The sequence below is a fragment of the Buttiauxella brennerae ATCC 51605 genome, from assembly GCF_001654925.1.
Taxonomy (GTDB): domain Bacteria; phylum Pseudomonadota; class Gammaproteobacteria; order Enterobacterales; family Enterobacteriaceae; genus Buttiauxella; species Buttiauxella brennerae.
In genome coordinates, this window is sequence record NZ_LXER01000017.1 from 120,269 (window position 1) to 134,868 (window position 14,600).

At 50.5% G+C, this 14,600-nt stretch carries 12 protein-coding genes; 4 read left to right on the forward strand and 8 right to left on the reverse strand.

Annotation, left to right across the window (positions count from 1 at the left end):
* Positions 1 to 80: 80 nt before the first annotated feature.
* Both M975_RS08665 and M975_RS08670 read right to left on the reverse strand, forming a co-directional pair.
* Entirely contained in the window at positions 81 to 761 is a 681-nt protein-coding gene (locus M975_RS08665; RefSeq protein ID WP_064558821.1) for a fimbrial biogenesis chaperone, read from the reverse strand.
* A 72-nt stretch (positions 762 to 833) separates the two neighbouring features.
* On the reverse strand, positions 834 to 1,355 hold the full coding sequence (locus tag M975_RS08670; RefSeq protein WP_064558822.1) for a fimbrial protein: 522 nt from the start codon (positions 1,353 to 1,355) through the stop codon (positions 834 to 836).
* Between the two features lie 409 nt (positions 1,356 to 1,764).
* On the opposite strand from M975_RS08670, the gene M975_RS08675 reads away from it, so the two are divergent.
* Entirely contained in the window at positions 1,765 to 2,430 is a 666-nt protein-coding gene (locus M975_RS08675) for a winged helix-turn-helix transcriptional regulator (RefSeq protein WP_064558823.1), read from the forward strand.
* Between the two features lie 278 nt (positions 2,431 to 2,708).
* Positions 2,709 to 3,209, forward strand: coding sequence for a winged helix-turn-helix transcriptional regulator (locus tag M975_RS08680; protein WP_167350533.1), 501 nt, complete (start codon positions 2,709 to 2,711; stop codon positions 3,207 to 3,209).
* Positions 3,210 to 3,240: 31 nt separating this feature from the next.
* Here the strand turns inward: M975_RS08680 and dcp are convergent, their stop codons facing one another.
* The 5 genes from dcp to guaD are packed head-to-tail and all read right to left on the reverse strand — an operon-like array spanning position 3,241 to position 11,212.
* The gene (gene dcp / locus M975_RS08685) at positions 3,241 to 5,286 is read right to left on the reverse strand and encodes a peptidyl-dipeptidase Dcp (RefSeq protein WP_064558824.1); all 2,046 of its coding nucleotides are present in this window, start codon (positions 5,284 to 5,286) and stop codon (positions 3,241 to 3,243) included.
* Between the two features lie 38 nt (positions 5,287 to 5,324).
* Positions 5,325 to 6,095, reverse strand: a complete 771-nt coding sequence (gene xdhC, locus M975_RS08690; RefSeq protein WP_064558825.1) for a xanthine dehydrogenase accessory protein XdhC — start codon at positions 6,093 to 6,095, stop codon at positions 5,325 to 5,327.
* On the reverse strand, positions 6,092 to 8,437 hold the full coding sequence (xdhB, locus tag M975_RS08695) for a xanthine dehydrogenase molybdopterin binding subunit (protein WP_064558826.1): 2,346 nt from the start codon (positions 8,435 to 8,437) through the stop codon (positions 6,092 to 6,094). Before xdhB ends, xdhC begins: the two co-directional genes overlap by 4 nt.
* A complete protein-coding gene (gene xdhA, locus M975_RS08700) occupies positions 8,427 to 9,884 on the reverse strand; it encodes a xanthine dehydrogenase small subunit (protein WP_064558827.1) in 1,458 nt (485 codons plus the stop codon). Before xdhA ends, xdhB begins: the two co-directional genes overlap by 11 nt.
* The gene (guaD, locus tag M975_RS08705; protein WP_064558828.1) at positions 9,881 to 11,212 is read right to left on the reverse strand and encodes a guanine deaminase; all 1,332 of its coding nucleotides are present in this window, start codon (positions 11,210 to 11,212) and stop codon (positions 9,881 to 9,883) included. Before guaD ends, xdhA begins: the two co-directional genes overlap by 4 nt.
* Before the next feature lie 357 nt (positions 11,213 to 11,569).
* Between guaD and ydfG the strand changes: the two genes are divergently transcribed.
* Positions 11,570 to 12,319 carry a bifunctional NADP-dependent 3-hydroxy acid dehydrogenase/3-hydroxypropionate dehydrogenase YdfG gene (ydfG, locus tag M975_RS08710; RefSeq protein WP_064558829.1) on the forward strand — a complete coding sequence of 250 codons (750 nt, stop codon included), beginning with the start codon at positions 11,570 to 11,572 and terminating at the stop codon, positions 12,317 to 12,319.
* 93 nt (positions 12,320 to 12,412) lie between these two features.
* Entirely contained in the window at positions 12,413 to 13,099 is a 687-nt protein-coding gene (locus tag M975_RS08715; RefSeq protein ID WP_064558830.1) for a GntR family transcriptional regulator, read from the forward strand.
* A 38-nt stretch (positions 13,100 to 13,137) separates the two neighbouring features.
* Here M975_RS08715 and M975_RS08720 read toward each other — a convergent pair whose 3' ends face one another.
* Positions 13,138 to 14,589, reverse strand: a complete 1,452-nt coding sequence (locus M975_RS08720; protein ID WP_064558831.1) for a mannitol dehydrogenase family protein — start codon at positions 14,587 to 14,589, stop codon at positions 13,138 to 13,140.
* Positions 14,590 to 14,600: the final 11 nt, after the last annotated feature.

The window sequence follows — 14,600 nt, forward strand, 5'->3', positions numbered from 1 at the left end:
TGTCAGCTTCCTGCTAGTTTTTAGAGACTCTACTCTCATATTCCGTATTTCCCTTTAGCAAGGGAAGTGATAATTATAAATCACAAAGTGGTAGTGTGGATTTCTCCAATGCCGCCGTAGTCACTAATAATTTTAAATGTCAGCGTTCCCGAAGAAATACCGGAAGGCAAATTAAAACGTGCTGTACCACCAGGCGCAACAAATGAGACGTCGGGTAACGCCCGGCCATTTAGTGATATCTGGTTAAAGTTCATATAAACCCTGGTAGGATTACTGACTTCAACCTGCGAGCCAACAGTATGCCAGGTTAACTGTCCAGCCAGATCTTCTGGAACAATTTTTTTCAATGCTGCCGGGCGATATATTAATTTAATCCGCGTTTTCACCGCCACCTGTAGAGTATTTTCTTTCTTAGGTGCAGACGGAATAGATTTAATGTTCAGCCAGAACAACGATTCTTTATCTTCTGGCAACTTGTTGCCCGCCAGCACGATACGCATTAAGTTTTGCTGCCCCTGATCTAAACGGTATAGAGGCGGCGTGATAATAAAGGGAGCTTTCTCAACGCCACCCGCCTGGGTATCAATCCACGACTGAATTAAGTACGGCACAGTATCAGGATTATTGACGCTCAGTGAAACTTCCTTTTTACTTCCATCATAAATAACCCGAGTACCACCAATGATCACACCAGCATTGACCGTAGCAGAATACGCAATCGCTAAAGCACCTAATAAAATGGCTTTATGGAATAATTTCATATATGCCCCATGTAACGTAAACACGGGCCGAGTAATATCGGCCCGAAAATTCTTTTATTAGAAAGAATCGAATCAGTTGTAGTTCACAGTGAACGTAGCAACAGAGTTTGCAGGACCAGCAGTTACATCACTCGCCATTTGAATATAACGTGCATAGAATGGCAGTTCGTTAACGCCAGGCACCAGGGTGTAAGATGTAGATGCTGTATAGAGCGGCAATTTTGCGGCAATATCAGACAGTTCAATTGCAACACCTGTAGCGACCTGTGAGCCTTCGGACAATTTCAATACTGAATCATCACCATTGTAAGCCGCACCATCAAATTTAAAACGCGCAGTGACCATTTGAATTGGGCAATCTTTCAGGCGCAAAATAAATTTGGTTGCAGTCGCTCGGGAACCAACCCCTTTAAATGAAGTGATACCTACTTTACCCAGATCAACCGTCATTGTGTCGTTTGCTCCGATATCAACCACACACGGGTTTGGAATAATTTCCCCTGTAAAGTTAACAGTACCATCTTCAGCAAATACAGATGCAGCAGACAAAATAGAGGTAGCGGCGATAGCCATAGCGATCAAATTACGTTTCATTGCGTTTTCCTTTATATAATTATATGACGGCGAGAATTTGGATAAAATCCCCTCTACTCATTACCTAGTATAATGAGTAAATAAACCTGTCAAGTTATCCATGCATTATCATTTTATAATAGCAGTGAAATAGTTGCAGTTCACATGAAATTGACTACCGCATTAATATAAGCAATTGCTTAGTGAGTATTTACTGGGCAAAATCATGCCTATATTAATTATCAATCCTTGAACAACCCCATCATTCCCTGTTCGAATCAATTCTCACTAATTCACGCTTTCAACTCAAGGTCTTTTTCGGTGTAATTTTACACCGTAACATTTATTCACATAACAATTCTTCTTAACCATAATGCAGCCATAAAATAACCATCCAGGATTATTCCTGGTGCTGATTCAGAGACTATAAATGACTGTATTTCAACAACAAAATAATTTCTTCACTGATGATGCCAACATCATAAACAAGAAACCGATTGCTGGAATTGAGACACTGATTACACATTTGAGTCCTGCCTCTAACAAATTAAAAACAAAATCCAGACAAAACATTAACTACATTGATAACCAGCAAAGAAGATGCTTTTTATTGCACAAAGGCAGTGTCTCGCTTTATCGGAGCATTGATGGAATGGTGATTAATACAGAATCAGCCCCTTATGTGTTCGGCATGAGCACACAATTAACTGAACCAGACTACCTGTATATTCGTACTCATGATGCATCAGAAGTCAGTGCATTACCGCTGAACATTGCTAATGAAATCATTTCCGAGAATGATTTATGGCAAGAATTATCACAATTGTTAATTTATACTGTCACGCGGGTTTATGATCACTGCACGAAAATATCCTCACTTTCTTCTTATGATATTATTCGCTATCAATTATATGAATTAATGAGTGAGAGCGATGCTATTCGCAGCAGTGTGACTATCGCAAATTACATCCAAAGCAGAACTTTTCTTTCCCGGAGTAGTATTATGAAAATCCTCGCGCAGTTAAAAACGGGGGGGTACATTGTGACGGAAAGAGGTTTATTGCAGGCGATTAATAATATCCCACTGAAATACTGAGCGATAACAGCGACCATTTGGCAAAATCTTACTCGCTATAAATCAATTGAAACAAATAGTTAAGCAGAGTACTAATTTAGGGGAATTATGCTAAATTTAACTCAATAATGGCCACTCTGATATGCATGATTATGAAGCCCCAAAATGAAACAGACAAAAATGCTCTGATTTATCTACACCAATCCACGATTGATTTAGTCGAATTACTTAGGCCATTGGTCACGTTCGAAATAATACCTGCCCATAAGCGCCTGTACTTTTACGACAATGGCGAGAACATGTGCTACATCATCCACTCTGGCCTACTTCAGGCACGACGAGATACCGATGAAGTGGTCATCAGCAGGCTTGGTGTTCCCAACATCATGGGTATCACCAATTTACTGCCAAAATCGGACACCGGGCTTTTCCTGGAAACACTGAGCGAATGTGAGATTGCCATTACCACGGCTGAGCAGGCACAAAAATGGATTGGTGAGCTTAATGCATGGGAGTTGCTCGCCAACCATATATCCCGACTCGCGACTAACCTTTTTATCAACAACGTGATGCTCACGGCCCCTACTGCTTATGAAGTGATGCGTTTTCAATTGATTTCACTGATGCGTGAACCAGAACATGTCAGAGCAAAAATTTCGGCGGTGAAATACATTCAGGAAAGAACCCGCCTGTCGCGCAGCACGATCATGAAAATCCTCGCGCAGCTCAGACAGGGCGGTTATATCGAATTAGATGATGGGGTTTTAAAGGCGTTGAACCATTTGCCTGCGAAATATTAACCCGCGAGAACCGCGGGTTAATATGGGTTTGTTAACTTTCTAAACCCCGGTATTCCAGCATCGGCTCGCTGTATGGCGCATGTCCGCGCCATTCGTTATACAACGCTTTCAGTTCCTGACTATTCCCACGCGACAAAATCGCCTCGCGGAAACGCTGACCATTTTGTGGCGTTAGCCCGCCCTGCTCAACAAACCACTGATAGCCGTCATCGGCCAGCATTTGCGTCCAGATATAAGCGTAATAACCCGCAGCGTAACCACCACCGAAGATATGCGCGAAATAGCTGCTGCGATAACGCGGGGGGACTTCCGCCAGATTGATTCGTTCTTTTTCGAGCGCGTTCGCTTCAAACTGCGCCACATCATCAACCACACTACCCGCCGGTAAACTGTGCCAGTTCATATCCAGCAATGCCGCAGAAAGCAGTTCCGTCATGTCGTAGCCTTTATTAAAACGCGCGGCACGGAATAGCTTCTCTTTCAGCGCCTCCGGCATAGGTTCGCCGGTTTGATAATGGCGGGCATAGTTGGCGAACACTTGTGGCTCACGCGCCCAGTGTTCATTGATTTGCGACGGGAATTCGACAAAATCTCGTGGGGTATTGGTGCCAGAAAGTGTCGCGTAGCGCTGGGTAGCAAACAGCCCGTGTAACGTGTGCCCAAATTCATGGAACAGCGTCACGACATCGTCCCAGGAAATGAGTGCCGCTTCGCCAACTGCTGGCTTGCTGTAGTTGCAGACGTTGTAAATTACCGGCGCGTCTTCCAGTAACGTAGATTGTTCAACAAAGTTGCCCATCCACGCCCCGCCGCCTTTGCTGTCGCGGGCAAAGAAGTCGCCATAGAACAGCGCCATTCCACGACCGTCTTTATCGAATATTTCCCACACGCGGACATCATCGTGGTAGACCGGAATATCGAAACGTTCAACAAATTTTAGCCCGAAGAGCTGGCTGGCCGCCCAAAAGACACCATCGGTTAGTACTCGATTTAATTCAAAGTACGGTTTGATTTGCGCTTCATCGAGGTCGTATTTCGCCAGACGCACTTGCTCGGCATAAAACGCCCAATCCCAGGCCTCGGCTTTAAACCCGCCCTGTTGCTCGTCAATCACTTGCTGGATATCAGCCATCTCGCGTTTGGCACGTGCGGTGGCGGCAGGCACGATATCACGCATAAATTGCAACGCGGCCTGCGGCGTTTCTGCCATTTGATCGGCAATTTTCCAGGCGGCATAGTTCTCAAACCCAAGCAGTTGCGCTTGTTCCGCACGCAGTGTTGCAAGGCGCGCCACTATCGTTCGGGTATCGTTGCTGTCGTTGTGTTGAGTGCGTTCCCAGCCAGCTTTGAACAGTTTTTCACGCGTCTGGCGGTTCTGTAGCGATTGCAACGCGGGCTGCTGGGTGAAGTTAAGCAGTGGAATGACATATTTCCCGTCCTGCCCTTTGCTATTTGCCTGTTGCGCCGTGGCTGCAATTTCACCCGGCGTTAATCCAGCCAGGTGAGTAATGTCGTCAACCACCAACGCGGCGGCTTTATCGGCGGCATGCAGACGATTGTTAAACTGGCTGTTAAGCTGTGCAGCTTCTTTGTTCAGCACTTTCAGGCGCGTTTTTTTATCTTCGCTTAATGTTGCCCCTGCAAGCGTAAAACTTTTCCAGATGACTTCAACTAAACGCCGCGATTCGTCATCAAGACTCAGCGTGTGGCGGCGTTGATAGACGCTATCTAAACGGGCAAACAGCACCGCATTAAGGCGCATTTCATCGGCAAGCTCGGCCAGTTCAGTGGCAAATTCCTCATCGAGCTGTTGCAAGTAGTCATTGGTGTGCGCCGAGGTCATAGCGAAAAAGACGTTGGTGACACGGCCTAACATTTGCCCGGATTTTTCCAGCGCCAGGCAGGTGTTTTCAAACGTTGGGGCCGCAGCTTCGTTAGCAATTGCCGCGATCTCTTCGCGCTTAATACGTTTGGCTTCGTCAAAAGCCGGGCGATAGTGGCTGTCGCGAATATCGTCAAAATGGGGTGCCTGATACGGCAATAAACTGATGTGGTAGAACGGATTTTCTATCTGCATTCTGTTAATTCCTGCTGACCGCAAAGCTAATTTATAGCTCAACTCGCCGCCTGATACACAGCAATTATCTCTGCCGCAATCGCTACAGCAATTTCGGCGGGCAGTTTACCTTTCACATCCGGTAACCCTACCGGGCAGCGCAAGGTGTTGAGTTGTTCAGCGCTAATGCCTTTACCTGCCAGGCGATATTCAAAGCGCTGGCGTTTGGTTTGCGAACCAATCAGCCCCAGGTAACGGTAATCACCACGTTTCAGTATCGCCTCGGTTAATTCCAGGTCGCGCGGGTGATGATGCGTCATCACAATAAAGTAGCTTTGCGCGGGCGCTGATTTAACCGCATCCAGCGGGTCTTCTGGCTGCCAGGTTTTCACCGCTGGCGGTGCGCCAGCGAACATATCAGGCCGTTCGTCCACCCAGGTTATGTGACAGGGTAACGTCGACAATAAAGCCACCAGCGCTTGCCCGACGTGGCCTGCCCCAAAAACTACGATTTGCGGCTGCGGCTGAATCAAAGGCTCAAACAATACCGTCGTCATTCCCCCACAGCACTGCCCAAGCCGTGCGCCCAGATTAAAATGCTCGGTATGCGGGGATGTGGTTTGCACCGCCAGCATCTCCCGCGCCATCGCGATGCACTGATATTCAAGGTGGCCGCCGCCAATCGTCAGGTAAGTTTGCTCACGCCCGACAACCATTTTGGTGCCGCAGTTTCTCGGCACCGAACCTTTGTCTGCCAGCAACGTCAACAACACGCAGGGTTCGCGCCTTTCACGTAATTGCATCAGTACACTAATCCAGTCTTCGTTCATGGCGCCTCCTGGCAGCCCCAGAACACACGCTCAGGTGTCGCCGGGGCATCAAGCAGCGGATGTTTCTGGTAATTCGTGACGCTTGCCACCGCATCCTGCAAGGCGCACCACACTGAAATGCCCAGCATAAATGGCGGTTCGCCCACCGCTTTGGAGCGGTAAACGGTGTGCTGCGGGTTGGCGTGGTTTTCCAGCAGGCTAACGCGCAGATCGGCGGGTGCGTCGCTGATGGCCGGGATTTTGTAACTCATCGGGCTGTCGGTCAGCAGCCGCCCTTTGTCATCCCACACCAGCTCTTCACAGGTCAGCCAGCCCGCGCCCTGTACAAATCCGCCTTCGATTTGCCCGATATCCAGTGCCGGGTTTAGCGAATTACCCACATCATGCAAAATGTCGGTGCGCAACTGGCGATACTCCCCGGTTAGCGTGTCGATAACTACTTCCGAACATGCCGCACCATATGAGAAGTAATAGAACGGCTGCCCGCGCCCGGCCACGCGATCGTAGTGAATGCCCGGTACTTTGTAGAACCCGGTGGCCGAAAGTGGGACCTGGTTTAACCAGGCGAGATTAGCGATTTCATTAAAACTAAAGTGCCTGCCGGGGACTTTCACCACGCCGTTACTAAACTCAACCTGGTGAGCCTCGCAGTGGTGCAGCCGACAAAGCATCTCCACCAGCCGTTCTTTAATGGTGAGCGCAGCAATTTCGGCAGCTTTACCATTGAGATCGGCACCCGACGAAGCCGCCGTGGGCGAAGTGTTCGGGACTTTCCCGGTATGGGTCGCGGTGACCTGAATTTGCTCGACGGGTATTTGCAGCACTTCGGCTACGACCTGCGCCACTTTGGTGTTCAGGCCTTGCCCCATCTCCGTACCGCCATGGTTTAGCTGCACGGTGCCATCGGTATAAATCAGGATCAGTGCCCCGGCCTGGTTGAGAAAGCTGGAAGTAAATGAGATACCAAATTTAACCGGCGTTAGCGCCAGCCCCCGTTTAAGTACCGGGCTGTGGCGATTGAACTCGCTGATTTCAGCACGCCGCCTGTGGTAATCAGCACTCGCCTCAAGCTGGCTGGTGATTTCCGGCATGGTATTGTGTTCAACAGTCTGGTGGTAATGGGTAATGTTGCGCTCGGTGTCGCCATAGTAATTGCGCTTGCGCACCTCGAGTGGGTCGAGTCCGAGTTCACGCGCAATGTGGTCCATAATCTGTTCAATGGCGACCATGCCCTGCGGCCCGCCAAACCCACGGTATGCCGTGTTGGAGGCCAGATTAGTACGGCAGCGGTAACCCGTAATGCAGGCATCACCAAGGTAGTAAGCGTTATCGGCATGGAACATCGCGCGATCGCAGATCGATCCCGAGAGATCCAGCGAGTAACCGCAGTTAGCGGCAAGATCGATCACCACGCCGTTTAGCATCCCTTCGTCAGTGAAACCGACGTCGTAACGAACAAAAAACGGGTGGCGTTTGCCTGTGATGCGCATGTCGTCACGTCGAGAGAGGCGCATTTTCGCGGGTCGCCCGGTCAGTGCAGCGACCAGTGCGGCATGGCAGGCAATCCCCGCAGCCTGCGTTTCTTTACCGCCAAAGCCACCACCCATGCGCCGCATATCAACAGTGACTTTATTCATCGTCACGCCTAATACCGAGGCCACCAGCTTTTGGACTTCGGTTGGGTGTTGGGTTGACGACCAGACCGTCACGTTGCCGTCTTCCCCCGGCTGCACCACGGCAATTTGCCCTTCGAGGTAAAAGTGTTCCTGCCCGCCAATGTGAAATTGCCCCTGAACGCGATGTGGCGCAGTGGCAAGCGCGCTTTGCGCATCGCCGCGCTGGTGAACATGCGGCTCCTGAACATACAACTCGCGCCGTAAAGCCTCTTCAACGTCAAGCACCGGCTCGAGTATCTCATATTCGATAACCGCCTTCAGTGCCGCCGCCCGCGCCGCTTCGGGTGTTTGTGCGGCAACCGTCAGCACAACCTGGCCGTGATATTCCACGATATCGCGGGCAAACAACGGGTCGCCGGGCGCAAGCGGGCCAATATCCAGTTCACCGGGAACGTCACGCCAGCTGAACACGCGCTCCACGCCAGGAACCCTGTAGCACGGGGTTGTGTCGATATTTATGATTCGCGCATGCGCATGCTGGCTCAGCACCGGGCAGAGATACAACATGCCCGGCAACGTCAGTTTGTCGTCGATGTATTCCGCTTTGCCGCTCACGTGTTTATCGGCACTTTCGTGTTTACGGCTCTGACCCGCGCCACCTTTCATCTGCTGCGCAAACTGTTCAATCAATGCCTGTTCAGACAGTCGCACCGGGTTAGTTGACATGGGGTTGTTCCTCCATTGAATAGTTCTGCACCTCCAGCGCATGAGGTTGTTCGGTAAGTTGTAACGCTAATCGGCGCAATAAATTCTGTGCGACTTTCAGACGGTAGCGGCCAGAACCCCGGAAATCGGTTAACGGCTGGAAGTCAGCTGCCAGCGCCTCGCAGGCCCGCAACACGGTTTGATGTGTTAATGGTGAACCCATCAACGCTTGCTCGGCGCTTTTTGCCCGCACAGGGGTCGCCGCCATGCCTCCGAATGCCAGTCGGGCGCCGGTTACCACATCGCCGTTAAATTCGAGGTTAAACGCGCCAAATACCGTCGAAATATCATCATCCATGCGTTTGGATATTTTCCATGCGCAGAACGTCGGGGAGATATCATTTCTGTTGATGATCACCGCGCTAATAAACTCACCCCGCTGCAACGCAGTTTTACGGTAGCTCAGGAAGAATTCATCAAGCGGCAAGCGGCGGAGCGCATCGCCACGCCGCAATTCAAGTTCGGCACCGAGCGCCAGTAGCATGGGGGCACCATCACCAATCGGCGAGGCATTTGCCAGGTTTCCGGCAAGCGTCGCGTGGTGGCGAATTTGCGGTGATGCAAAGCGGTCAAGAACCCGGGCAAAGGCAGGGATAACCGGCAGCAGAGTCTCATGGCACGCCTGTAACGCTGCCATTGCGCCAATCCGAATCTGGCTTTCAGAAACGGTAATGGTCTTTAACTCATCTATCTGATTCATGCCAATTATCAGCGGCAGCGTCTGGTATTGCTGAGTGATGGTTAATGCCAGGTCGGTTCCACCCGCCAGTAAACGCGCCTGCGGATTTTCCAGGTAAAGCACCGCCAGTTGGGAAACGCTTTTCGGCAACAGGCAACGGTTGGACTTTTTCAGCTCTGAAGTGTCCGGGCGTTGCAGGGCCTGTAAACGCGATACCGTTTCAGGCTCGGCGTGGCTAAATTTATCTGTCGCCGGAACGCAGCTTTTCTGCATCGCATCAATAATTGGGTGATAGCCGGTGCAACGACACAGATTACCTGCGAGGCCCTTTTCAATTTCATGGCGATCCCTGCCGCTGTTGGCTTTTTGCAATGCAAAACCTGACATCACAAAACCCGGCGTGCAAAAACCACATTGTGAAGCGTGGCAATCTGCCATTGCCTGCTGCACCGGATGCAATTCTTCCCCTGCGGATAAATCTTCGACGGTGAGTAGCTGTTTACCGTCAAGCTGGCTGATAAGCGTGATGCAACTGTTGGCGGTGTCATAACGCATTTTTTCGCCGTCAACCTGGCCCAGCACTATGGTACATGCGCCGCAATCGCCTGATGCGCACCCTTCTTTGCTGCCACAGCGATGCTCACTGCCGCGCAGCCAGTTCAGCACGGTGGTATTTGGGTCAACGTCATCAAGCGTTTTTAAGTTTTGATTGAGTAAAAATTGAATCATGCCGCGACCTCCAGCGTGTCACGTTGCCATACGCATTGACCATTGACCCACGTGTGCCAGATGTTGCGGTCATCACCGAGGGTCATTAGCACGAACAGTTTTTCGTAAATATCCCGACTATTGGCGTAGCGCAGTTTCTGAAGCGGCGTTACGGCTAAATCCAGCACCACAAAATCAGCCTCTTTGCCGGGCAAGAAATTGCCAATTTTGTCATCAAGATCCAGGGCATGAGCCCCGCCGAGTGTGGCGTGATAAAACGCTTCGCTGGCGCATAAGCGGTAGCCTTGCAACTGGGCAACTTTGTATGCTTCCGCCAGCGTTTGCAGCATATTGAAGGTGGTACCTGCTCCCACATCGGTGCCAATACCCATACGGATCCCTCGTTCGTGGCACTGCTTTAAGTTAAACAGGCCGCTGCCGAGAAACAGGTTTGATGTCGGGCAAAAGGCAATGGAAGATTGGGTGTGCTGCAGGCAATCCCATTCGCATTCCTGCAAATGGATGGCATGGGCAAAGACGCTACGTTTGCCGGTCAGTTGATACTGATGGTAGACGCCAAGATAGCTTTCCGAAGCCGGCCACAGGCTTTTCACCCATGCCACTTCGTCACTGTTTTCACTTAAATGGGTATGAACCCAGGTATCAGGAAACTCCTCGCGCAGTGTTTGTACCGCAGCCAGTAACTCCGGTGATGAAGTCGGTGCAAAACGTGGCGTCAGAGCATAGTTCAGGCGGCCTTTTTTGTGCCAGCGTTGAATAAGTTCGCGGGTTTGCAGGTAACTTTGCTCAGGCGTTTCGGTCAGGTAATCTGGCGCGTTGCGGTCCATCATCACTTTACCCGCGATAAGCCGCATAGAAAGGTGTTCGGCCGCGCTGAACAGGGCATCAACTGATTGCGGATGAACGGTGCCAAACACCAGGGCCGTGGTGGTGCCATTGCTCAACAGTTGGCTAAGGAAGAACGCCGACATTTTCGCCGCGTGTGAGCTGTCCTGATACTGACTCTCCACCGGGAAGGTATAAGTCTGTAGCCATTCGAGAAGTTGCTCACCGTAAGCGCCGATCATTTCTGTTTGCGGATAATGCAAATGGGTATCAACAAAGCCAGGTACGATCAGTTTTCCGCGATAGTCGACATAATCAGTTTCGGTGTGCAAATACGTGCGCCCTTCATCCCAGGGTAACAGCGCAACAATCGTGCCCTCGTCAATAAACAACAGTGCATCTTCGTGATGACGAGCATTCGCCCGCAGCTCATCATGGCTGGTACCCGTTTGGGTGATATCGAAAAACTGGCCGCGTAGCGCTTGCGTGTAATTAACTGTCATCGCCGTACCTGTAATGGGTTTGTGAAGAATGAGTTAACTGTTGCAATGTTGATGCCATGTTGGGATTTAGATTTAAACGCATTGATAACAGCAGCTTAGATTACATTTTTCACCGCTGCGCAACATTTGCGCAACTTTTCAGTTAGCAAACGGTTGCTACGCATCGCAATCGGTTGCTTTTTGGTATCATTGGCCGGGAGATGAAAAAACGAAGGGAAAGATGCACCACGATATTGCATCGCAACAATCCGCCTGCACCAGTAATGCGCAGGGTGCTGCCATACTAAACTTCAATTATCGCAAACAGCCTTAGCGTGCTAAGGTATTACGACACAAAAAGCGTTGAGGAACAGTGAGATGATTATTCTGGTAACCGGCGCCACTGCCGGATTTGGTGAGAGTATTACGCGTCGATTCGTCCAACAGGGCCATAAAGTGATTGCCACTGGCCGTCGTCAGGAACGCCTGCAAGAGCTTAAAGATGAGCTGGGTGATAGCGTTATAACGCTGCAACTTGATGTGCGTAACCGCGCGGCGATTGAACAAGCGATGGAACAGCTCCCTCCTGAGTGGCGCAATATTGACATTCTGGTCAATAACGCAGGTCTCGCGCTGGGCATGGAACCGGCGCACAAAGCTGACCCGGATGACTGGGAAACGATGATCGATACCAACAACAAAGGCCTGGTATATATGACCCGTGCCGTGTTGCCGGGTATGGTCGAGCGTAACCGCGGCCATATTATCAACATCGGTTCTACCGCAGGAAGCTGGCCATATGCGGGCGGTAACGTGTACGGTGCAACTAAAGCGTTCGTGCGCCAGTTCAGCCTGAACCTTCGTGCAGACCTGCACAAAACGGCTATCCGTGTGACGGATATTGAGCCAGGTTTAGTGGGCGGCACTGAGTTTTCAAATGTGCGTTTCAAAGGCGATGACGGTAAAGTCGAAAAAACCTACGAAAATGCCAATGCATTGACCGCTGAAGATGTGACTGAAGCCGTCTGGTGGGTTGCGACCTTACCAAAACACGTCAATATCAACACCCTCGAAATGATGCCGGTTAGCCAGTCGTTTGCGGGGCTTAGCGTCCACCGCGAAGGTTAATCGCCTTGCCCATATCTGGAGGGTTTCAGGTATGGGCGGCCGGGCAAATAAATGTTAAATTTGCCCGGTTCTTTCACGATAAGAAAAAAATGAATGCTACCGTCAACTTTGCTTAATCCTACCCAGCCTGTTAACCAACAAATCTATCGCATTTTGCGCCGTGATATTGTTCGTTGCCTCATTCCGCCTGGTACCCCGCTTTCTGAAAAAGAAGTCTCGTTACGTTTTGAAGTTTCGCGCCAGCCTGTGCGTGAAGCCTTTATTAAACTGGCGGAAACCGGGCTGGTGCAGATTCGCCCCCAGCGTGGCACTTACGTTAATAAGATTTCTGTAAGCCAAGTGAAGAATGGCTGTTTTGTTCGTGAAGCAATCGAGCGCGCAGTAGCAAAACGGGCCGCCAGTATGGCAACAGATGAACATCTGTATGCGCTTGAGCAGTTACTCAACCAACAACGCATGGCGATGGACCGTAACCAGCTGGATGATTTCTTCCAGTTAGACGATGAGTTTCACCAACAGCTGGCGCTGGTTGCCGATTGCAGTCTTGCGTGGGATACCGTTGAGAATATTAAAGCGACGATGGATCGGGTGCGTTATATGAGCCTTGATCATGTCTCGCCGCCTGAGATGTTGTTGGCTCAGCATTACGATATTTTTGAAGCGCTAAAACGCCATGATGAAGACGGTGTTGATGAGGCGATGCATCGCCATCTGCATGAGATAAGCCAGTCAATATTATTGATTCGTAAAGAGAAGCGCGACTGGTTTAGTGAAGAGTAATGACTCGCCCGTTACCGGGCGAGTATTCAGCTAAGAATTCAGAACTTCGCAACTGTGGCTTTCGCGCCATTTTCACGCAATGCCAGGTAAGACTCGGTCACTTGCTTAACGAATTTTTCGTTAGCTGGCAGGTCTGTACCAAAGATAGTGCTCAGCCCAAGCAGTGCTTTAACGCGAGCTTCACCTTCCTGGCTGGCTGCTACCGCTTGTTGGATCTCAGCCAGTAACGGGTCGCTCACTTCGATTGCTTCGCCCTGCTCATCCACGCCACCGACGTAACGCATCCAGCCTGCAACGCCCAGCGCCAACAGAGTAAACTGGCTACCGTTTGCCAGGTGCCAGCGAATGGAGTCTAACCAACGCTGTGGCAGTTTCTGGCTACCATCCATAGCGATTTGCCAGGTGCGGTGGCGCAGTGCCGGGTTGGTGTAACGCGCAATCAGTGAATCAGCATATTTTGCCAGATCAACGCCCTGCACTTTCAGGGTTGGCGCTTGTTCCTGCAGCATTAAGGCGTGTGCGGTACGACGATAGTTCTCATCCTGCATGCATTCGGAAATGTGCTGATAACCCGCCAGATAGCCAAGGTAGGCCAGGAATGAGTGGCTGCCGTTAAGCATGCGCAGTTTCATCTCTTCATACGGCAGAACATCGTTAACCAGTTCCGCACCCGCTTTTTCCCACTCAGGGCGACCCGCAACGAAGTTATCTTCGATAACCCACTGACGGAACGGTTCACATGCGATAGCCACTGGGTCAACGACACCGGTCGCTTTTGCAACTTGCTCAAGGGTTTCTGCGGTCGCAGCCGGAACGATACGGTCAACCATGGTGGATGGGAACGTAACGTGAGTTTCAATCCATGCAGCCAGTTCTGAGTCAATCGCCTGTGCGTAAGCGGTGATAACGTTACGGGTTACATGGCCGTTTTCTGGCATGTTGTCGCAAGACATGACGCTAAATGCTGGCAGACCTGCCGCTTTGCGGCGAGCCAGTGCTTCAACAATCACACCTGGCGCTGATTTAGGCTGCTGCGGGTTGGCGAGATCGTGCGCAATTAACGGGTGATCCAGCAAAATAGTGCCGGTTGCCGGAGCATGACAGTAACCTTTTTCAGTCACTGTTAAAGAAACAATGGCAACTTCAGGCTGAGTCATGGCGGTGAATACCGCTTCCAGGCCATCAACCTGCGCGTGAATGGCATTTTTTACCACACCCACAACGCGGCAATGCCATGCGTCAGCAGACATTTCTGCCACGCTATAAAGGTTGTCTTGCTGTTTCAAATCAGCAATTTGCTGCTCTCCGCCAATCAAGTTGACTTCGCAGTAACCCCAGTCGCTACCCTGTTCGTTGGCCAGGATATCGGTGAATACCGCCTGATGTGCACGGTGGAACGCGCCGAAACCAAGGTGAACGATGCGTGATACCAGTTTGTTACGGTCATATGTTGGGAGAATAGCTTTTGCAGATAAGAGCTTGTTTTCCATTTTGAAACTCG

Excerpts from the sequence above, each read along its gene's own strand:
- M975_RS08665 (WP_064558821.1), bottom strand. The coding sequence starts at position 761 with ATGAAATTATTCCATAAAGCCATTTTATTAGGTGCTTTAGCGATTGCG.
- M975_RS08670 (WP_064558822.1), bottom strand. The coding sequence starts at position 1,355 with ATGAAACGTAATTTGATCGCTATGGCTATCGCCGCTACCTCTATTTTG.
- M975_RS08675 (WP_064558823.1), top strand. The coding sequence starts at position 1,765 with ATGACTGTATTTCAACAACAAAATAATTTCTTCACTGATGATGCCAAC.
- M975_RS08680 (WP_167350533.1), top strand. The coding sequence starts at position 2,709 with ATGTGCTACATCATCCACTCTGGCCTACTTCAGGCACGACGAGATACC.
- dcp (WP_064558824.1), bottom strand. The coding sequence starts at position 5,286 with ATGCAGATAGAAAATCCGTTCTACCACATCAGTTTATTGCCGTATCAG.
- xdhC (WP_064558825.1), bottom strand. The coding sequence starts at position 6,095 with ATGAACGAAGACTGGATTAGTGTACTGATGCAATTACGTGAAAGGCGC.
- xdhB (WP_064558826.1), bottom strand. The coding sequence starts at position 8,437 with ATGTCAACTAACCCGGTGCGACTGTCTGAACAGGCATTGATTGAACAG.
- xdhA (WP_064558827.1), bottom strand. The coding sequence starts at position 9,884 with ATGATTCAATTTTTACTCAATCAAAACTTAAAAACGCTTGATGACGTT.
- guaD (WP_064558828.1), bottom strand. The coding sequence starts at position 11,212 with ATGACAGTTAATTACACGCAAGCGCTACGCGGCCAGTTTTTCGATATC.
- ydfG (WP_064558829.1), top strand. The coding sequence starts at position 11,570 with ATGATTATTCTGGTAACCGGCGCCACTGCCGGATTTGGTGAGAGTATT.
- M975_RS08715 (WP_064558830.1), top strand. The coding sequence starts at position 12,413 with ATGCTACCGTCAACTTTGCTTAATCCTACCCAGCCTGTTAACCAACAA.
- M975_RS08720 (WP_064558831.1), bottom strand. The coding sequence starts at position 14,589 with ATGGAAAACAAGCTCTTATCTGCAAAAGCTATTCTCCCAACATATGAC.